At 62.9% G+C, this 20,259-nt stretch carries 12 protein-coding genes, 2 tRNA genes and 1 pseudogene; 3 read left to right on the plus strand and 12 right to left on the minus strand.

Annotation, left to right across the window (positions count from 1 at the left end; genetic code table 11):
- Positions 1-71: 71 nt before the first annotated feature.
- The 10 genes and pseudogenes from QD228_RS16880 to purL all read right to left on the minus strand — a co-directional run bounded on the left by QD228_RS16880 (position 72) and on the right by purL (position 14,263).
- A tRNA-Lys gene (locus tag QD228_RS16880) sits at positions 72-146 on the minus strand.
- Between the two features lie 36 nt (positions 147-182).
- Positions 183-257: transfer RNA gene (locus tag QD228_RS16885), tRNA-Lys, on the minus strand.
- A 258-nt stretch (positions 258-515) separates the two neighbouring features.
- Positions 516-1,376 (minus strand): 23S rRNA pseudouridine(2605) synthase RluB, encoded by an 861-nt coding sequence (rluB, locus tag QD228_RS16890; protein ID WP_240499734.1) that lies wholly within the window; start codon positions 1,374-1,376, stop codon positions 516-518.
- A 917-nt stretch (positions 1,377-2,293) separates the two neighbouring features.
- Positions 2,294-2,815, minus strand: a pseudogene (gene scpB / locus QD228_RS16895) (SMC-Scp complex subunit ScpB); the annotation flags it as partial.
- Positions 2,812-3,819 (minus strand): ScpA family protein, encoded by a 1,008-nt coding sequence (locus QD228_RS16900; RefSeq protein ID WP_279876118.1) that lies wholly within the window; start codon positions 3,817-3,819, stop codon positions 2,812-2,814. The gene QD228_RS16900 and the pseudogene scpB, both read right to left, overlap by 4 nt.
- 251 nt (positions 3,820-4,070) lie before the next feature.
- On the minus strand, positions 4,071-5,285 hold the full coding sequence (locus tag QD228_RS16905; RefSeq protein WP_169477286.1) for a tryptophan--tRNA ligase: 1,215 nt from the start codon (positions 5,283-5,285) through the stop codon (positions 4,071-4,073).
- A gap of 120 nt (positions 5,286-5,405) precedes the next feature.
- On the minus strand, positions 5,406-7,181 hold the full coding sequence (locus QD228_RS16910; protein ID WP_279876119.1) for a DEAD/DEAH box helicase: 1,776 nt from the start codon (positions 7,179-7,181) through the stop codon (positions 5,406-5,408).
- 234 nt (positions 7,182-7,415) lie between these two features.
- Positions 7,416-8,237, minus strand: coding sequence for a crotonase/enoyl-CoA hydratase family protein (locus QD228_RS16915; protein ID WP_191237672.1), 822 nt, complete (start codon positions 8,235-8,237; stop codon positions 7,416-7,418).
- 225 nt (positions 8,238-8,462) lie between these two features.
- Positions 8,463-10,109 (minus strand): FMN-binding glutamate synthase family protein, encoded by a 1,647-nt coding sequence (locus tag QD228_RS16920; RefSeq protein WP_084207877.1) that lies wholly within the window; start codon positions 10,107-10,109, stop codon positions 8,463-8,465.
- A 239-nt stretch (positions 10,110-10,348) separates the two neighbouring features.
- Complete coding sequence (purL, locus tag QD228_RS16925) at positions 10,349-14,263, minus strand: phosphoribosylformylglycinamidine synthase (protein WP_077380230.1); 3,915 nt, start codon at positions 14,261-14,263, stop codon at positions 10,349-10,351.
- A gap of 256 nt (positions 14,264-14,519) precedes the next feature.
- On the opposite strand from purL, the gene mltF reads away from it, so the two are divergent.
- Entirely contained in the window at positions 14,520-15,929 is a 1,410-nt protein-coding gene (mltF, locus tag QD228_RS16930; RefSeq protein ID WP_279876123.1) for a membrane-bound lytic murein transglycosylase MltF, read from the plus strand.
- Between the two features lie 97 nt (positions 15,930-16,026).
- Entirely contained in the window at positions 16,027-17,982 is a 1,956-nt protein-coding gene (locus QD228_RS16935) for a diguanylate cyclase (protein WP_077380192.1), read from the plus strand.
- Positions 17,983-18,038: 56 nt separating this feature from the next.
- On the opposite strand, the gene tadA is transcribed toward QD228_RS16935, so the two are convergent.
- Entirely contained in the window at positions 18,039-18,524 is a 486-nt protein-coding gene (gene tadA / locus QD228_RS16940; protein ID WP_279876120.1) for a tRNA adenosine(34) deaminase TadA, read from the minus strand.
- 154 nt (positions 18,525-18,678) lie between these two features.
- Here tadA and QD228_RS16945 point away from each other — a divergent pair, with 154 nt between their 5' ends.
- Entirely contained in the window at positions 18,679-19,524 is an 846-nt protein-coding gene (locus QD228_RS16945) for an acyl-CoA thioesterase II (protein ID WP_279876121.1), read from the plus strand.
- Between the two features lie 115 nt (positions 19,525-19,639).
- Here the strand turns inward: QD228_RS16945 and QD228_RS16950 are convergent, their stop codons facing one another.
- Positions 19,640-19,972, minus strand: a complete 333-nt coding sequence (locus QD228_RS16950) for a hypothetical protein (RefSeq protein WP_279876122.1) — start codon at positions 19,970-19,972, stop codon at positions 19,640-19,642.
- Positions 19,973-20,259: the final 287 nt, after the last annotated feature.

A 20,259-nucleotide genomic window follows, 5' to 3' on the forward strand; every position in this document is an offset into this window, starting at 1 on the left:
GAACCTTCGACCAATTGGTTAAAAGCCAACTGCTCTACCACTGAGCTAACGACCCAAAACTGGGTGGCGGATGGTGGGTCGTGAGGGATTCGAACCTTCGACCAATTGGTTAAAAGCCAACTGCTCTACCACTGAGCTAACGACCCGCCGCCGGGTGCTTTGCAAGAGACCATTTCGAGAAATGGTGGGTCGTGAGGGATTCGAACCTTCGACCAATTGGTTAAAAGCCAACTGCTCTACCACTGAGCTAACGACCCTTGCGAAGCGGGGCGTAAGATACCGCCATTCCTGAGACGACGCAAGTCTTTTGCAAAAAAACTTCAAGCAAATGACCAGCTTGACCGCTCATGGCGCCCCGAGATCCCCACGCCATCCACCGTCCAGATGCACGCAATCCCGCGACAGGCGCGGGCTTGCGAGACTTGCCGACGGCATGTCGAGGCTGACATGCACGTCAGGCCCACGGAAGGCCAGCCGGAGATGGCGAGCGCAAGGCACGCGATCTCCGCAGAGCCTCAGCGCGGCTTGCGTGTGCGCTGCGGCGGCTTCTTCATGGCGCGCACTGGACGACGCTTCTGCTTGTCGCGGCTCCAGCGGTTCTGCTCATCCGGCGTTAGGGCCGGCGCCTTGCGGTGCTCGAGACCTGCCAGCGTGGACAGTTCATCGATCTCGCTCTGCTCCATCTCCACCCACTCGCCGGCGCGAGCGCGCTTGTCGAGGAAGATGTTGCCGTAGCGCACGCGCTTCAGGCGGCTGACGGTCAGCCCCTGGGAGTCCCACAGACGACGAACCTCACGGTTGCGGCCTTCCATGATCACCACGTGGAACCAGCTGTTGATGCCTTCGCCGCCGAATTCCTGCACGTCGGTGAAGCGCGCCGGGCCATCTTCCAGCATGACGCCATTGACCATGTTGACGACGTGCTCGCGCTTGACCTCACCCATGACACGCACGGCGTATTCACGCTCGATCTGGGTCGACGGGTGCATCAGACGGTTGGCCAGCTCACCATCGGTGGTGAACAGCAACAGGCCGCTGGTGTTGATGTCCAGACGACCGATGGCGATCCAGCGCTCACCTTTCAGGCGCGGCAGACGCTCGAAGACGGTACGACGGCCTTCCGGGTCCTTGCGCGTGCACAGCTCGCCTTCCGGCTTGTTGTACATGATGACGCGGCGCGCACTTTCCTCGGCACCCTTGAGGTTCTGCGGGCGATCATCGAGGCTGACCTGGTCGTTGGGGCCGACGCGGTCTCCCAGCTGGGCGACCTTGCCGTTGACCTTGACGCGGCCAGCGCTGATCGCGACTTCCATCTCACGGCGTGAGCCGAGACCGGAGCGCGCCAGCACCTTCTGCAGCTTCTCGTCGTCGGCCAGCTTGTCGCCCTTAGCCTGCGGCGGCAGCGGACGCAATTCCGGGGCTTCGGCGGCGGCCGGCTTCTTGCCGACATTGGCCTTGCTGCCACGGGTGGACTTGCCCATGTCGCGACGCGGCTGTGCGCCGTCCTTGCTGGCAGCGTGCTTGCCAGCCGCCTTGCTATCCGTCGCCTTGCCGCCCGCGAAGGCCTTGCCAGTGGTCGACTTGCCGTCGTTCTGGCGTGATGCCTTGCGCTTATCAGTGTCTGTCTTGCTCATGACATGAACCATTTCATCAATAGGAATTTCGCTTACGCAGGGTCGTCATCATCGACGGTCCCGGCAGCGGAGGAGTCATTGGGTGGCGTATCGCCAGCCCCGTCCTCATCTTCTGCACCGCGCAAACGTTGGCTGAGGCGCGCTTCGATCGTGGCGAAGTCGAACCCCGAGCCGGTGGACGCCATCCCGGCGTGATCATGTTCCGCCTGTGAGGCGGAGGGTCCTGCGGTATTCGGTGAATCATCCGCGACATCGAGCGCGCGCGCCTTCAGCGCCTCCTCCAGCTGCTCGGCGGTGATCTCCGGTGGCTGCCAGTCGGCGGGCACCTGAGCCCCCCTCGTCTCTGACGATGTCTCGTCTGAAGACGTCTCGTCCGAGAAAGTCTCGCTCGAGGAAGTCTTGTCCGAGAAAGTCTCGCTCGAGGAAGTCGTGTCCGAGGAAGTCTCGGCTGACGGCGCATCAGCGGCTGTCGCATCAACGGCTGTCGCATCAGCGGCTGCCGCATCAGGACCTGACGGAGCGGAATCCGGCGCATCATCGGCCGATGCCTCCCCGTCGCCCTCGCCATCCGGGTCTTCCGGCAGCGGCAAGGTCTGTGAGGGCGGCACATCATACAGCTCCGCTTCCAGCTGTTCGAGTCCTTCGAAGCCTTTCAGTTCATGCACCGGCGGCAGCTCTTCCAATGTCTTGAGCCCGAAGTCGTCAAGAAACTGGCGCGTGGTGGCGAAGACCGCCGGCCGCCCCGGCACGTCACGGTGCCCGACCACCCGCACCCAGCCGCGCTCGACCAGGGTACGCATGATGGAAGAGCTGACCGTCACGCCACGCACCTGCTCGATATCACCGCGGGTCACCGGTTGACGATAGGCCACCAGCGCCAGCGTCTCCAGCAGAGCGCGAGAATAGCGCTGCGGGCGTTCTTCCCACAGCCGTGACACCCAGGGAGAGAACTGCTGGCGAACACGCAGCCGCCAGCCACTGGCGGTCTCGATCAGCTCCAACGCACTGGCGTCGGCCGGATGGCGCTCTCCCAGCCGGCCCAGTGCCTCACGCAGCGCAGGCTTGGTGGGGCTTGAATATTCATCGAACAATCCCGCCAGACGCTCCAGCGTCAGCGGTTCACCGGCAGCCAGCAGCGCCGCTTCGATGATCTGGTCGAGGGGGGCATCGCGCGAACTCATGACGGCGCGTTCTCCTGCTCGTCGGATGGGGGGAAGGAAGGTGACGTCTGCGCATCCTCGAACGCCCCCTGGTCGGCCGCCACCTCGTCTTCGTCGGCGAATTCCAGTGCCAGCCAGTCCTCGTCGTCCTCGCTGTCAGGCTCCGGCGTACGGGCACGCACGTGAATGGGCGACAGCGGCGCATTCTGCACGACCTCGATCAGCGCCTCCTTGGCCAGCTCCAGAATCGCCATGAAGCTGACCACCACGCCGGCACGCCCCTCTTCGAGGGTGAACAGTCTCTCGAAGGGCGTGAAGTGCTCGTGGCTCAGCAGATTCATGATCGCCAGCATGCGCTCACGGGTCGACATCACCTCACGCGAGATGGTGTGCGCCTGGACGAGATCCGCCTGACGCAAGAGACCGGACAGCGCGCCGAGCAGCTCCGAGAGGTCCACTTCAGGGTGGACGACACGCGTCTCCAGCTCCGGCAGCTCGGCCGTGGCGACGAACCAGTCACGCCCCTGGCGTGGCATCTCGTCCAGCCCTTCGGCGGCCAGCTTGGTCTGCTCGTACTCCTGCAGACGCCGAATCAGCTCGGCGCGCGGGTCCTCTTCCTCGTCATCATCACTCTCCTTCGGCTGGCGCGGCAGCAGGCTGCGCGACTTGATCTCCGCCAGCATCGCGGCCATCAGCAGATATTCCCCGGCAAGGTCGATCTGCATGGCGTGCATCAGCTCGACGTACTCGATGTACTGATGCGTGATGGCCGCGACGTTGATGGCGAGGATGTCGAGGTTCTGACGACGGATGAGATACAGCAGCAGATCCAGCGGCCCCTCGAAGGTCTCGAGAAAGACCCGCAGTGCCTCAGGCGGGATGTAGAGATCCTGCGGCATCTCGGTGAGCGGCGTGTCGTTGACGCGCGCCAGCACGGCCGATCCCGTTGCAGGTGCGGTGATCAGCGGTGCGGGCTGATGCCCATCGGTCAGGGAAAAGCTGGCGCCATCGAGCAGGTCGCTCATGAAGTCTCCTGCAGGAGGCTGAAGTCGGGAGAACCAGGGCGGAGGATGCACCGGGTCGTCGGAGGCACCATCGAGCCGCACGGCGACCGGGGGACGGGCATTCTAGCCGTTCAGGGCCCATCCCCCAAGTCATGATGGTACCGAGAGTCATGATGGTACCGAGAGCATGATGGTACCGAGAGTCGCGATGAGGTCGAAGGTCATGGTGGCGCGGGGACCTGCCGGATTCGCGACGCCCTGCGCAAGGCCGATCAGCGATAGGTGAGGCCGATCACGCGTCGCAGCTCATCCAGAGTATCGCGAACGGTGTCCCGGGCACGCTCGGCACCCTCGGTCATCATGGTACGTACCTTGCCATGCTCGCCTTCCAGCGCCTCGGCGCGATCGCGGATCGGCGTCAGGGTGGCATCGATATGCTCGACCAGACAGCCCTTGCAGTCCAGGCAGCCGATACTGGCCTCACGACAGCCTGCGGCCGCCCACTTGCGGTCCGCTTCGGGAGTGAAGCTTTCATGCAGACTCCACAGCGGGCAACGTTCAGGGTCGCCCGGATCACTGCGCCGCACCCGCGCGGGGTCGGTGGGCATCTCGCGCACGCTGGCGTCTATCTCGGCACGCCCACTGCGCAGGAAGATGGCCTCCTCATGCGACGATAGCCGGGTCTTGAGCTCCATGCCCAGCAGCGGCTGGCTGTCCCCCTGCCAGTGTTCCGGCTCACCGAGGATGCGACGCCCGCCGCCTTCCAGATAGCCGAGCAGGCGCTCCTGCTGATTGCGGTTGAGCTTGCTGGTCTCGGCCAGCAGTCCACGCGCGCGTTCGAAGGCCTCGAGATCCCCCTCTTCCTGATAGTCACTCAGCCATTCGCGATACAGGCGACCACTCTTCTTGCCGAGTCGCGCGATGGCCCGCTCCGCCTGCTCCTCGAAGCCGGCGTCGCGTCCATAACGATGGTTGAAGCGCCTCGCCACCTCGCGGGTGAACTCGATGTGCGCGCGCTGTTCCGGTCCGGCGGGCACGACCTCGCCCCGCAGCGCCAGGATGTCGGCCGCCTGCATCAGAGGGGCACCCAGCATCGCGAAACTGGCCCCCTGCTGCTCACCGAGTCCCGCCACCATCTCACGATAGCTGGGCAAACGCTCCAGCCATGCCTTGGGCGTCACGCTGGACAGGATCATGTGCACGTCGGTCAGCTCCGGCACCCACGACTGGATGAACAGGGTGGCGACCTTGGGGTTGATCCCACAGGCAAGGCAATCGATGACCATGGCCCAGCTGTACTGCTCGATTTCATGGGGCGCATGCCCACTGACCGCCAGCGCGTTCCAGTCGGCGATCAGAAAATAGGCATCGTGGTGGTACTGCAGCTCGGTCCAGCGTCGGATCACGGCATGATAGTGTCCGAGCGTCAGGTGTCCGCTGGGGCGTAAGCCGGACACCAGCCTGGCCGAGGTATCGGTGGCACTCACCTTGTGAGTTCTCCCTGAAACGTATGAAGCGGCCAGTCTAACAATCCCGGCCCCCGATCAGCATCCCCGTGACGTCGTGTCTCGTACGGGAGGCGTCATGCTCTGCGTCACGCAGACGACTCACCCCGCCGCGATGCCGGTGCGATAGCGCCCGGCGTAATCGAACAGCTTGTCACGGATCTGCCAGTAGCGGCCGCTCTTGCGCCCGATGACGAAGTCAGGGGCCTTGAGGCGCTCCTCGCCGGCCAATACCTCGGCGATGTCCTTCGGCGCCCAGTCACTGCCCGGCGCCCGCAGGTGCCGGGCGAGAAAACTCAGGCGAAAGGCATGGCGCTGAGCGGACGTCTCGAGCGCGAACCACTCGGACAGATCGGTGCCATCCTCGTCGTAATAGGTCACCTTCAAGCGTGGCAGACCGCGCCCGTTGCGCGTCTCCTCCAGCTGCCAGCCGCTGACGCGCAGCACCCGTGCATCGCGCAGCTTGAGCGCATCGCGCAGCTTGTCATCCGGGTCCACCAGCCGCGCCTGACAGGCGTGACAATGGCGCGCGGCGATGTCATTGGCCTCGCCACACTGCGGACAGGCCTTGGCGCGATAGCGGAAGTCGCACTGCACCAGCGGCTTGCCCTCGCCGTCGGGCGACTCCACCAGCCCCTGACAACGCCGCCCGAAGTGCTCCACCACCAGCTCCCCATCCTTGCGCCCCCAGAACAGATTGGCATTGCCGCACACGGGACACTCGACCTGCACGACCTCGGTATCCCCTGCCGGTTTGGGTGTGGCGACTTCCGGCGCGTAGAGATCCCAGGGATTGCCGGCGTAATCGAGAATCAGGCAGTCCGTCTTGCCGGGACTCAGGCGCAGCCCACGCCCGACGATCTGCTGATAGAGACTGACGGATTCGGTGGGCCGCAGGATGGCGATCAGGTCCACGTGCGGGGCATCGAAGCCGGTGGTGAGCACCGCCACGTTGACCAGATACTTGAGCTGCTGCGCCTTGAAGGCATGGATCAGGCGCTCGCGCTCATCGCCGGGCGTCTCACCGGTGATCAACGCCGCCTCACCCTCGGGCAGGAGCCCCGTGACCTCCTCGGCATGCTCGACGGTGGAGCAGAACACCATCACCCCACGTCGCTCGCGTGCCTGGGTGACGATATCCAGCACGATGCCTGGCGTCGCGCGTGAGCCCTGCACCACCTCGTTGAGCTCGGCTTCCTGGAAGCTGCCGCCGATCCCCGGTGCCAGCTGCGAGAAGTCATAGCGCGCCACGGCGACATCGACACGCCGCGGCTCGCTCAGAAAGCCCTGGCGTACCATCAGGCGCAACGGTTGCTCGAACACGCAGTCACGGAAGAAGCAGTCGTCATCACCGCGCACCATGCCGTGATAATGACGATGGAAGATGAAGCCCTGCCCGAGGCGATACGGCGTCGCCGTCAGCCCCAGCACCTTGAGGCGTGGATTTTGCTCACGCAGATGATGGATGACCTTGCGATAGCTGGCGTCCTTCTCCAGCGAGACCCGGTGACACTCGTCGATCACCAGCAGCGTGAACGCACCTGTCTGCTCACCTGGCGTGAAGGCCGCGAGATTGCGCACCACCGACTGCACCGAGCCGAACACCACCTGACGCGCGGCCTGCTTGCGCTTGAGGCCGGCACTGAAGATGTCGGCTTCCTTGCCATAGGATTCGTACTTGGCGTGATTCTGCTCGACCAGCTCGCGCACATGCGCCAGCACCAGCACGCGCCCGCGCGCGATACGCGCAAGCTCCGCGATCACCAGTGACTTGCCGCTGCCGGTGGGCAGCACGACCACCGCCGCCTCGTCACTCTTGCGGAAATGCTCCACGGTGCGCCGGACGGCTTCCTGCTGATAGGGACGTAGTTCAAACATGCCGGCCGTTCCCTGCAAGGACACGTGGGCCGGCCATGGGCAGCGGCATGATCAGAAAGAGTGGTGCAGACATGAGAGCTCGCCGGGTCACGTAAAAGGGGCACAGGTTGAGGGGCAATGGCCGCCCATGAGGGATGAGGCAGCCACCCACCTGCAGAAGACCCATTATCCTGATCCCGCCCCCCGGCGGTAAAGCGACCGGGTGTGGATAACCCGAATGAAGGTCAGGTGCGCTCAGAAGCGCGGCGTGCGGCCTTCAAGCCTGGCGCCAACACATTCCATGTGCTCCGGCTGGCCGAGCAAGCCGGATTGCAGCCTGGCCTCCAGGGCAAGTGCCTCGCCCTCCGGTGCCGCCAGCGCCTCGGCATATAGCCGGGTGATGCAGCGAATCGCCCTGGGAGAACGTGTCGCTATCTCCCGCGCGAGCGCCAGTGCCTCTTCCCGCGGGTTGGAGACCAGGCGCGTCACGAGCCCGGCTTCCTGGGCCTCGCGGGCGGCAACCTTGCGGCCGCTCCAGCTCAGTTCATGCAACCAGTCAGGCCGCACTCCACGTGCCGTGACGCTGATGCCCATGTCAGGAATGATGCCCCAGTCGATCTCGAGCACCGCCAGGCGCGCATCCGGATCACACAGCCGGACATCCGCTCCCAGCGCGATCTGCAGCCCGCCCCCGAAGACATTGCCCTGCAGGGCCGCGATCACCGGTACGCCGGCATCCCGCCAGCCCAGTGCCAGCTGCTGAACGGTATTGCGCTCAGGCGTGCAGCCATTGGCCCCCGCGACGAGCAACTGCGGCACCCGCGCGGCCTCTCCCATGATGGCGGCCATGTCGAGCCCCGCGCAGAAACTGGCGCCTTCCCCGGATAGCACGATGGCACGCAGCCCTCCCTCCTCGGCACGCGCCCGCAACTCTGCCTGAGCACCGAGGATGGCATCGATCATCGCCCAGTCGAGTCCATTGTGCTTGTCGGGTCGATTGAGGCGCACATCGGCGACATGCTCATTGATCATCACTGTCACGCGGCGTGCGGACGGGCACTTTGCGGCATCACTCATGGCGGCTCCCTCGAACGGCGAATGAAACGGCGGTCAGCGATTGCTCACGAGACACGACGGGCAGCCAATGCCCATGTCGACATGAGGTATCTGCGAGACACCTGACAGATAGCGCAATCTCGAGGTCCAGTGTGGCTGTCCGCACGCCATCATGAAACGGTCGTTTGGTCGCAGAGGGTCCACACCCGGCCAATCGACATCGCAAGGCACCCTCTTGCATGACTTCTATTCGCGCTTGGCACCCGAGACGTCTGCCAGCGAGCGTGACTGGAAGCTGTCCGCCTGAGCCATCGCCCACACGCGGCGATAGAAGGGGAAATCGTCCGCTTCCTTGAGCAAGGCGCCGGGCGTCAGGAAGGGGTGCAGGTGCGAGAACAGACGCACCTCATTCTCCGACACGCGATGCACGAGATGGTCCGGAGTGATCTGCCACGGCGTCGAGAGCCCCGAGGCCGCGATGATTTCCGCCAGCGCATGCAGGGTGTTGTGATGGAAGTGCCGGACCTGCTCGGCCTTGTCTTCCACCACCAGCGACTTCTGTCGCAAATCATCCTGGGTGGCGATGCCCGTCGGACACTTGTTGGTATGACAGCTCAGCGACTGGATGCAGCCCAGGGCGAACATGTAACCGCGCGCGGCATTGACCCAATCCGCTCCCAAGGCCAGCACGCAGGCGATATCGAAGGCACTGATGATCTTGCCACTGGCGCCGATGCGCACGTCATCACGCAGCCCCGCGCCCACCAGGGTGTTGTGGACGAACAGCAGCCCTTCGCGCAGCGGTGTCCCGAGGTGATCAGTGAATTCCGTCGGCGCGGCTCCGGTGCCGCCCTCGCTGCCATCCACCACGATGAAGTCCGGCACGATTCCCGTTTCGCGCATTGCCTTGACGATGGCCATGAACTCCCAGGGCTGGCCCAGACACATCTTGAACCCGACCGGCTTGCCGCCGGACAGCTCTCTCAGCCGCTGGATGAACTCCAGCAACTCGACAGGGGTACTGAAGGCGCTGTGACTGGCCGGTGAGATGCAGTCCTCGCCCATCGGAATGTCACGCGTCTCGGCGATCTCGCGGCTGATCTTGCTGGCTGGCAGCACACCGCCATGCCCCGGCTTGGCTCCCTGGCTCAGCTTTATCTCGATCATCTTCACTTGCTCGCTGGCCGCCTGACGGGCGAACTTCTCGGCATCGAAGTCCCCCTTCGCGGTGCGGCAGCCGAAATAGCCACTGCCCAGCTCCCAGATCAGATCGCCGGCGAATTCCCGATGGTAGGGGCTGATGCTGCCCTCGCCGGTATCGTGCGCGAATCCTCCCAGCATCGCGCCCTTGTTGAGCGCACGGATGGCATTGCCACTCAGCGAACCGAAACTCATCGCCGAGATGTTGAACAGCGAGGCACTGTAGGGCTGCGCACACTGCGTATTGCCGATCGTCAGACGGAAGTCACGAAAGTCAGGCACTTCGGAGGTCTGCATCGAGTGTCCGATGAATTCGTAACTGTCGGAGTAGACATCCAGCAAGGTACCGAAGGGCTGCGAGGAATTGCGCTGGCGTCCGCGGGCATAGACCAGCTCACGTTGCTTGTGGGAGAACGGTAGCTGGTCGGTATCCGACTCGAACAGGTACTGACGCATCTCCGGGCGCAGCGCCTTGAACAGATAGCGCATGTTGCCGATCACCGGGTAGTTGCGCCGCACGGCGTAATCCGACTGCCGCATGTCGTTGATGCCGACGGCGACCAACAGCAGAAAGATCACGGCCAGCGGCCACACCCAGGGGGTCTGCATCGTCAGAAGCAGACAGACGAGAGCCCCCAGCACACAGAGCAGAAAGACGGAATAACGCGGCAACAGCGACCATTTCAGCTTCATCACGACATCCTTGTAATGTGTCAGGCAGGGATTCGTGCCCCAGACCTCGAGGCATCCCCCACCTTAAGCCACCCGGCGTCCGACACCCAGCTCACGACGTGGAACGCCACGTTGAGGGAGCCAGATGCCGCCAGCCAATCGGCTCGCGCGTCAGTCAGAACGCAAGACGCCCCCATGGCGTTCACCATGGGGGCGTCGGTCAGGCAATCATCACCTGTGCATTGCGCACTCTCGCGGGATCAATCGACCCAACGACGTGCATTGCGGAACATGCGCAACCAGGCGCCATCCTGCTCCCAGTCATCCGGACGCCAGGAGTTGGTGACGGCGCGCGCCACACGCTCCGGGTGCGGCATCATGATGGTGACGCGCCCGTCGTTGGTGGTGAGACCAGTGATACCGGACGGCGAGCCGTTCGGGTTGGCCGGATAACGCGTGGTGGTCTGGCCATAGTTGTCGACGTAGCGCAGTGCCACCTGGCCGCTGCTCTGCATCTTGCGCAGGTGAGCGCTGTCGCGGAACTCGGCACGCCCTTCACCATGCGCGATGGCGATCGGCAGGCGCGAGCCTTCCATGCCATCGAGGAACAGCGAGGCACTCTTCTCGACCTCGACCATCGCGACACGCGCCTCGAACTGCTCGGACTCGTTGCGCACGAAGCGCGGCCAGGCCTCGGCACCCGGGATCAGCTCCTTGAGCTGGGAGAGCATCTGGCAACCGTTGCAGACGCCCAGCGCGAAGCTGTCGTCACGCTGGAAGAAGCGCTCGAACTGTTCACGCGCACGCGCATTGAACAGCACCGACTTGGCCCAGCCGCCGCCGGCGCCCAGCACGTCACCGTAGGAGAAGCCGCCACAGGCGACCAGACCCCGCATGGTGTCCAGATCGACACGCCCTTCAAGGATGTCGCTCATGTGGACGTCCACCGCCTCGAAGCCGGCGCGGTCGAAGCTTGCCGCCATCTCGAGCTGACCATTGACGCCCTGCTCACGCAGGATCGCCATGCGCGGACGTGCACCGGTGTTCAGGTACGGCGCCGCGATGTCCTCGTTGACGTCGAAGGTGGCCTGGACGGAGAGACCCGGATCACGCACGTCGTTGATGGACTCGAATTCGCTCTTGGCGCAATCGGCGTTGTCACGCGCGGCCTGCATGCGATAGCTGGTCTCGGCCCACAGACGCTCGGCACTGGCACGCGTGGTGGAGAGCAGGTTCTGGCCCAGCAGCGTGATGTTGATCTGCTCATCATGACGCGGCGTGGCGATCACGCCACTGTGCTCGAGACCCACGGCCTTGAGCTCGGCGAGAATGGACTCGGTGTGCTCGCGACGCACCTGCACCACGGCACCCAGCTCTTCCGCGAACAGCGCGCCGGTGGCCTGCCCCGGCTCGGCGGCGGTCCAGTCGAGGGAGATGTCGAGACCGACACGTCCCGCGAAGGACATTTCCATCAGGGTGGTCAACAGGCCGCCGTCGCTGCGGTCGTGATAGGCCAGCAGCTTGCCTTCGACATTGAAGCGCTGGATGGCCTCGAAGAAGTGCTTGAGGTCTTCCGGCTTGGCAAGATCCGGCGCGTCATTGCCGACCTGTCCATAGACCTGCGCCAGCGCGGAGCCACCGAGACGGTGAGCGCCATGGCCGAGATCGATCAGGATCAGGTCCGTCTCCACGGCCTCGCCATTCAGCGTGCGACGCAGCTGCGGCGTGAGGGTACGCATGGCGTCGGTGACCGGCGCGAAGCCTGTCATCACCAGCGACAGCGGCGCGGTGATCGACTTGTCTTCGCCGTTCTCGTCCTGCCAGGCGGTACGCATGGACATCGAGTCCTTGCCGACCGGAATGGTCAGATCCAGCGCCGGGCACAGTTCCATGCCGACGGCGTGGACGGCATCAAACAGCGCCTGATTCTCGCCGGTGTGATCGGCAGCGCTCATCCAGTTGGCGGAGAGCTTGATGTCAGACAGCTTGGCGATCGGCGCGGCAGCGAGGTTGGTGATCACCTCGGCCACGGCCAGACGCGCGGAGGCGGCCGGCGAGATCAGCGCGACCGGCGTGCGCTCGCCCATCGCCATCGCTTCACCGACGTGGCTGTCGAGGGAGCTGGTGGTGACGGCGCAATCCGCCACCGGCACCTGCCACGGACCGACCATCTGGTCACGCGCGACCATGCCGGTGATCGAGCGGTCACCGATGGTGATCAGGAATTTCTTGGAGGCGACGGTGGGCAGCTGCAGCACACGGGTCATCGCTTCACGCGGGTCGAGGTTGTCCAGTGCCAGTGCCGGCAGTTCCAGCGCCTGACGCTCGAAGCTGCGTGACATCTTGGGCGGCTTGCCGAACAGCACGTCCATCGGCAGGTCGACCGGACGCGTATCGAAGTGACCGTCCTTGACGATCAGCTCGTGCTCTTCCAGTGCTTCCCCGACCACGGCGTAGAGGCAGCGCTCACGCTCGCACAGCGCTTCGAAGGTGGCCAGATTCTCCGGCGCCACCGCCAGCACGTAGCGCTCCTGGGATTCGTTGCACCAGATTTCCAGCGGGCTCATGCCGGATTCGGCGCTCGGCACGGCGCGCAGATCGAACAGACCACCGCGACCGCCATCCTTGACCAGCTCCGGCAGTGCGTTGGACAGACCGCCCGCGCCGACATCGTGGATGAAGCAGATCGGGTTCTTGTCATCCAGCGCCCAGCAGCGATCGATGACTTCCTGCACGCGACGCTCCATCTCGGCGTTGTCACGCTGCACGGAGGCGAAGTCGAGGTCTTCGCTGGAGCTGCCGGAGGCCATGGAAGAGGCGGCACCGCCACCCAGACCGATCAGCATCGCCGGGCCACCCATCACGATCAGCTTGGCGCCGACCGGAATGTCGCCCTTCTCGACGTGCTGGCTGCGGATGTTGCCGTAGCCGCCCGCCAGCATGATCGGCTTGTGATAGCCGCGACGCTCGATGCCACCGGCGCCGAAGGCATCCTGCTCATAGGTACGGAAGTAGCCGTTGAGGTTGGGGCGGCCGAATTCGTTGTTGAAGGCAGCGCCACCGATCGGACCTTCGAGCATGATGTCGTAGGCGGTCTTGATGCGCTCCGGCTTGCCGTAGTCGTGCTCCCACGGCTGTTCGAAGCCCGGGATACGCAGGTTGGAGACGCTGAAGCCGGTCAGACCCGCTTTCGGCTTGGAGCCGACACCGGTCGCGCCTTCATCACGAATCTCGCCACCGGCACCGGTCGCGGCGCCCGGATAGGGGGCGATGGCGGTCGGGTGGTTGTGAGTCTCGACCTTCATCAGGATGTTGATAGGTTCCTGATGGTAGGTATAGATGTGGCCTTCGCCTGTCGGGAAGTAACGCCCGGCAGTCGGGCCTGCCATGACGGCGGCATTGTCACTGTAGGCGGACAGCACGCCATCCGGATGATGCTGGTAGGTGTTCTTGATCATCTTGAACAGCGAGTGCGACTGCGCTTCGCCGTCGATGGTCCAGTCCGCATTGAAGATCTTGTGGCGGCAATGCTCGGAGTTCGCCTGGGCAAACATCATCAGTTCGATGTCGGCAGGATTGCGGCCCAGAGTCTTGAAGGACTCGACCAGATAATCGATCTCGTCATCCGCCAGTGCCAGGCCCAGAGAGCCATTGGCCTGCACCAGGGCGTCACGACCACCGCCGAGGATGTCGACATGGGCAAGCTTTGCCGGGGCCTGATGCTGGAAGAGGCGCGCCGCGTCCTGAGTACGCGTCAGCACCGTTTCGGTCATGCGGTCGTGCAGGCGGGAAGACAGCGTGGCGAAGAGTTCTTCGCTCAGAGGGGCGTCGAGCTTGATGCGATAGGCGATGCCACGTTCGAGGCGGCGGACTTGCGGGAGACCACAGTTGGCAGCGATGTCGGTGGCCTTGGAAGACCAGGGCGACAGCGTGCCGAGGCGGGGAACGACGAGGAAGAGATGACCTTCGGGAGAACTCTCGTCGCGACTGGGGCCGTAGTCCAGCAGACGCTCGAGCGTGGTCCGGTCGGTACTGCTCAGTTCACCATCGACCTCGGCCAGATGCAGGTACTCGGCATGAAGGGATTCCACCTCCGGCACCAGCTCGCGCAATGCAGCCAGTAGACGGGAGTGACGGAAGGCGGAAAGGGCAGGCGCGCCTCGCAGTTCGAGCATGGTCAGGGAAAGCCTCTGAAGCAGCGTGAACGGACAACCGCCGAGCGGCGGCAGCAAGCGCATATCATACGTGAAAGCCGCCCGTGAACGAAGCCCGACAGTCACATGCGTTGGATGACAGTGTGAAGCGCTGTCGGTATGGTGAAACCCCTGCCGTGAATGATGCTGACGCATGCTCAAGACCTCGCTTTCCTCCCTCATCACGCCCCTGCAAGCACTGCTGCGCCATTCGCGCCGGTGGCTTGCGCTCGTGGTGATGGCGCTGGCCCTGCTGTTGCCGGAAAAGACCCTGATCGCCCCGCCCTCCCGGCTTGACGATGTTCGCACGCGCGACTTCCTTCAGGTGGTGACTCGCAACAGCCCGACCACCTACTACCGTGGCCGTCAGGGCCCCACCGGTTTCGAGTATGAGCTGGCGCGAGACTTTGCCGACTACCTCGGCGTCAGCCTGTCGATGGATGCAGAACACAATATCGAATCCCTCACCCGAAGCGTGCGTGATGATCAGGCCGATTTTGCCGCCGCCACCCTCCCTCTTGACCTGTCAGAGCAGGGGCTGCGCTTCACTCGACCGATTCTCGAACTGCAGGCGATGGTGGTCTATCGACGCGGAATGCAACCGCCCAGAAAGCTTGAAGATCTGGTCGGCAAGCGGATCGGCGTCATCAAGGGAGCCGGTACCAGCCTGATTCTGCATGAGCTTCAACAGCAGCTTCCCGAGCTCAGCTGGAAGGAAACCGGCGAACTCGAGGTGGCCGACCTCCTGCAGCGCATCGAGGAAGACAGCCTGGACGTGGCGGTCGTCTACGCCCACCAGTTCAAGCTCAATCGGCTGTTCTTCCCCAATGTGGAGAACGGTTTCACCGTGGGGGACCCATTGACTCTGGCCTGGGCCTTCCCGGCGCAGGGAGATATCTCCTTGCTGAGCGCTGCCAACGATTTTCTCGAGACACGCAGCGAGGATGGCACCCTGGACCAGCTGGTCGACCAGTACTTCGGGCATGATGACTATCTGGAATATGTGGGCGCGCGTACCTTCATCCGCCAGGCACGAGAGCGGCTCCCGCGCTACATCGATACCTTCAAGCAAGCCGCTCGCGATACCGGCATCGATTGGAAACTGCTGGCGGCGGTGGGGTACCAGGAATCCCATTGGCAACCGAAAGCGACGTCACCTACCGGGGTACGTGGGCTGATGATGCTGACCAACGCCACCGCCCGCGAGATGAACGTGGCCAATCGTTTGGACCCCGTCCAGAGTATCGATGGCGGGTCACGCTATCTTGTGAGTATAAAGGGACGTCTTCCCGAAGGAATTCAGGAGCCGGACCGGACCTGGATGACATTGGCAGCCTACAATGTCGGTCTCGGGCACCTGCTGGATGCCAGGCGTATCGTGCGCATGAAGGGTGGCAACCCCGACCACTGGAAGGATGTGCGCGAGGCGCTGCCTCTGCTGCAGAAACGCCAATGGTATCAACAGGTACGTTATGGCTATGCCCGCGGTGGTGAGCCTGTCATCTATGTACGCAACATCCGGCGGTATTATGAAATACTCAACTATGTTTACCGCAGTCAGCAGCAGTTCTATCAGCTGAATGAGCGCCAGATAACCGATGATGAAGGGGACAACAATCCCTTCGATACCGTCCCCCCGATCCTGTGATCCATGAACAAGGTAGTGGGAAACCTGTCGGCGACTCGTGACAGGCGAGAAAAGCGCGCACGGGGCGTGGTGCATCAGGAGCTTCTAAGGACAGGGAATGACACGCAGATTCATCTTGATGTTGCTTGGCCTGCTTGCCTTCGGCGTCGCCTTGCTGGGCCTCTGGCCTCGCGCCGGCCACGAAGCCAATGCACTGCTGTTGATCATGCTGACATTGCAGGCGGCAGGGCAGACTGCGTGGCACTGGCGAAACCTGTTCCTCAGTCCACTGTTTCTCGGCATGTCCCTGCTCATCAACCTGGTGCTTACCTGCACCTTTCTCTTGCCGGAAAGCTGGGTCGGTGTCGATCATTGGGGCGCGTTGCTGACCGCCCTGCCCGGTGACTGGCATGTCGCCAACATTCGCCCTCCGATTCTGATTCTGCTGGCATGCCTGGGGCTCAACTGCTGTTCTCTCTTGCGGATGCGCCTGGGCTTCGGCGCCACGATACAGCTGGCGCAGACGACTCTCATACTGATCTTCGCCATCATCGCCGACCCGAGTCTCTCCGTGGCCAGCATGCCACTGGTAGGGGTGGAGCGAACCACGCTGCTTGCCTTCCTGGGATTGCTTCTGGCTGCACAATGGCTGGATCTGCTGCCAGCGCTCACTCGCATGTGGCGACGCAACGTGCTGCCCCTGGCCATCTCTGCCTCCATCACGCTCGTCTGTCTTCTGGCGTGGCAACAGCAGACAAAGGATGAGAACAACCGCATCAACCAGGCGACCTATGTACTGGGCGACAAGATCGCGACACAGCTGTCACGCGAGATCGATGATCAACTCAATGCCATGCGGCGCTTCGCCGGCTTCTGGAGCCTGATGGGGCAGACACCTTCACGGGGTGAATGGCAACGTCTGGCACGAAATTATTACAATGATTTCAATTACTTCCAGAATATCGCCTTCATTGATCCCGACAGCGTGGTGACTCTGGTATTCCCCGACAAGGGCGGCAACCATGATCTGCTGGGCGTGAGGCTATTTGATGCCCAGCCAGATACCCCCCTGCGCAATCCGCTGGAGCTGGGCATTGAAGGCCACACCGGCATCATCGATCTCCTGCAGGGCGGCAAGGGCATGGTGTCCTACCTGCCTGTGCGCAATCCGCGTGATGGCGACATCCTCGGCGCCATCGCCATGGTGGTAGATCTGGCACCGCTGCTGGACCAGGCACTGGATGCCGCCCGCAATGATGCCTTTGCCATCACGTTGTCAGAACGCAGCAATGTCTACATTCATGTAGGCCCGGAAAGCCGTCTTGCTCCCTGGGGGCATCGAATCCCCATCGAACTTCCCGCCACGGACCTGACGCTGGGCTTGCAGCCGACGCAGCATTACCTCGCGGCAAGCCGTGGCCGCCTGCCAGAAGTCACGCTCCTGACCGGCATCATGCTCTCGTATCTGCTCTTCCTGGTGGTCTACATGTACCGCCGCGTCTCCCAGGAGCATGGCATCGTCAAGCAAGCCAACGATGCCCTGAAGGAAGAGATGACGCGCCGAGAGCGACTGCAGAACGAGATACAATGGCTGGCACGTCATGATGAGCTGACCCAGCTCCCCAATCGCCGTTATTTCCTCGAGCAGGTGCAGACCTTCAATGGCCAGATGCCACTGACGGTGATGATACTGGACATCGATTTCTTCAAATCGATCAACGACAAGCTGGGGCACCTCGAGGGCGATCGCTACCTGCAGAAGATAGCCTCGGTATCGCGAGCGCCTGTCGAGGCAGCGGGAGGGATTCTGGCACGTTTCGGCGGCGAGGAATTCGTCGTCTGCATCCCCGAATGCCCCCGTGCTGTCGGCCGGACGCTCGCGGAAGAGCTACGTCGTGCCGTACAGGCGGCAGGTCTCCCCCAGCCTGCCACGGACAGTGTCGTCACCGTCTCGGTTGGCATGGCCTGCGTGGCCAGAGCGCCTCTGCGACTGGAAGCACTGCTCCAGGCTGCGGATGAGGCGCTGTATCGCGCCAAGTCCAGTGGGCGCAATCAGGTCCAGGTCGCCGCCTGAAGCCTCATTCTCCCTTGAAGCACAGGCTTCATCGCAGGGTCATGGCAAGCGCCGAGTCAGGATGACGCATCGGTTGGCAACGCGGCAGCGCGCCGCTCGGCGAAGAACTGCTTGAGCAGGCGTTTCGCCTGGGCAGCCAGCACCCCACCTTCTATCTGTACCTGATGGTTATGCCACGGCTGCACGAAGAGGTTGGCCCGAGACTCCACCATCCCCGTCTTTGGCTCAGCGGCACCATATACCACGCGCGCCACACGGGCGTGGATCAGGGCGCCACTGCACATCATGCAGGGCTCGAGGGTGACATAGAGCGTGCAGTCATCAAGCCGATAGTTGCCAAGCCTGGCCGCTGCTGAACGCAGTGCCTGAATCTCAGCGTGTGCCGTCGGATCCGGAGTCCCCACCGGGGCATTGAACCCGCTCCCGATGATCTCCCCCTGTGGGTTCACCACGACGGCCCCCACCGGCACCTCTCCAACATCCAATGCCAGCCGCGCCTGATCCAGGGCGCGGTGCATGTAGTACTGATCCTTGCGAGGCATCGCCGCCTCAGACCTCACGCTCTCGTCGCTCACCGTCATTCTCCGGTATCCTGATGTCATTGGCGCAAGCGACATGATACCGACTAATGCCAACGCGCTCATTTGCTCGTATCAAAGCCGCTTGCCGTGACTCTTTTTCCTGAAGGATGGGACGATGACCGACGCTTCACCGACACCGCTTGAATCACTCGTCACCTTGCTGGGGCTGGAAACTCTGGAAGAGAATCTCTTCCGGGGTCACAGCCAGGATCTCGGCTTTCCACAACTGTTCGGGGGGCAGGTACTTGGCCAAGCGTTGTCCGCCGCGACACGCACCGTACCCTCGGAACGGAAGGTGCATTCGATGCATGGCTACTTTCTTCGCCCGGGGGATGCTCACAAGCCAGTCGTCTACCAGGTCGATGGCGTACGTGATGGCGGCAGCTTCACGACCCGACGCATCAGCGCCATCCAGAACGGCAAGACCATCTTCTTCTGCAGCGCCTCCTTCCATGGCAAGGAAGAGGGCTTCACGCATCAGCTCGCCATGCCCGATATCGAATCCCCTGAGCAGTTGATCGAACAGGGGGCACGCATCGAGCGTTACGAGGGCCATCCCATCGAGTTCCTGCGCATGAAGGCCCCGGCTACGACAAGCGAGGGCGCGTCATCAGCGCCACCTCGTCAGCGCCTCTGGTTCCGTCTTTCAGGCGAGCTGCCGGAAGATGATGCTCTGCACCGTTATCTCCTGACCTACAGCTCCGACTTCAACCTGCTGGCCACTGCGCTGGGAGGACACGGTGTACGCTTCGGCTCCCCGGAGCTGCAGATGGCCAGCCTGGATCACTCACTCTGGTTCCACCAGGATGTTCGCGTCAACGACTGGTTGCTGTACGAGATGGATAGCCCGTGGGCAGGCGGTGCTCGCAGCTTCTCGCGCGGCAGCCTCTACAATCGCCATGGCGAATTGGTCGCGTCCAGCGCTCAGGAAGGGCTGACGCGCCTGCGCCAACGCTCCTGAACGATCGATGGAACGACGATGCCCCTCTTGAGAAGCACTCATGAGGGGCATCGTTTGTTCTGACTTGCAGCCAAGGGGTCGTGCTGCAACCACCGCCATTGTCACGAGATGCAGATCACTTCAGTGCCGTTCGGACCCGCGTACAGTTCTCGTCCCGATAACGCTGCTTGTAGTCATTGCGCTGAGACTGCCAACTACGCATCTGGCCTGAAGACCCACCGCCACGACGCATGCCAGTATAATATTCGATCTTGTTCTTGATGAACTGGCAACGTTTTATCTTCTCTTCACGCTCACCAGCAGATGCCACCTCTGAAGCCATCAGACCTATCAAGAGCACCATCAACCCTGCCAGCAATGACCTTGATGGGATAAATGAAAAGTACCTCGACATGCCGCCTCCTTGCGCTTGTTCATGAGTCGTCCCGTGCGTGGTATTCAATGACATCGCAGTCATCGATCAGGTTCTGCAGTAGAAAGAATATCTCCCGAGAACGTGGAATGCCTGCCCATGAGACTGATCATCAGCAGAGTACTGCCGTACTTCACCCTCCGCACTGATCAATAAACAAGGAAGCCGCTATCACGGAAGTGATAGCGGCTTCTTGAGTCAATGTTTCAGCGGGCTTCGCTTATCCATGGCCCTCTCTCGCACAACCTTCTGAGAGCGCAACTTTCTCACGCACAAAGAGAACCGCCCCTGCAGCTGGGCTGCAGGGGCGGTTCAGTATAAGT

Origin of the sequence: Cobetia sp. 3AK, assembly GCF_029846335.1 — a bacterium.
In the GTDB taxonomy this organism is placed as follows: Bacteria; Pseudomonadota; Gammaproteobacteria; order Pseudomonadales; family Halomonadaceae; genus Cobetia; species Cobetia marina.

Excerpts from the sequence above, each read along its gene's own strand:
- QD228_RS16900 (WP_279876118.1), bottom strand. The coding sequence starts at position 3,819 with ATGAGCGACCTGCTCGATGGCGCCAGCTTTTCCCTGACCGATGGGCAT.
- QD228_RS16910 (WP_279876119.1), bottom strand. The coding sequence starts at position 7,181 with ATGTTTGAACTACGTCCCTATCAGCAGGAAGCCGTCCGGCGCACCGTG.
- QD228_RS16915 (WP_191237672.1), bottom strand. The coding sequence starts at position 8,237 with ATGAGTGATGCCGCAAAGTGCCCGTCCGCACGCCGCGTGACAGTGATG.
- QD228_RS16920 (WP_084207877.1), bottom strand. The coding sequence starts at position 10,109 with ATGAAGCTGAAATGGTCGCTGTTGCCGCGTTATTCCGTCTTTCTGCTC.
- purL (WP_077380230.1), bottom strand. The coding sequence starts at position 14,263 with ATGCTCGAACTGCGAGGCGCGCCTGCCCTTTCCGCCTTCCGTCACTCC.
- mltF (WP_279876123.1), top strand. The coding sequence starts at position 14,520 with ATGGCGCTGGCCCTGCTGTTGCCGGAAAAGACCCTGATCGCCCCGCCC.
- QD228_RS16935 (WP_077380192.1), top strand. The coding sequence starts at position 16,027 with ATGACACGCAGATTCATCTTGATGTTGCTTGGCCTGCTTGCCTTCGGC.
- tadA (WP_279876120.1), bottom strand. The coding sequence starts at position 18,524 with ATGCCTCGCAAGGATCAGTACTACATGCACCGCGCCCTGGATCAGGCG.
- QD228_RS16945 (WP_279876121.1), top strand. The coding sequence starts at position 18,679 with ATGACCGACGCTTCACCGACACCGCTTGAATCACTCGTCACCTTGCTG.
- QD228_RS16950 (WP_279876122.1), bottom strand. The coding sequence starts at position 19,972 with ATGTCATTGAATACCACGCACGGGACGACTCATGAACAAGCGCAAGGA.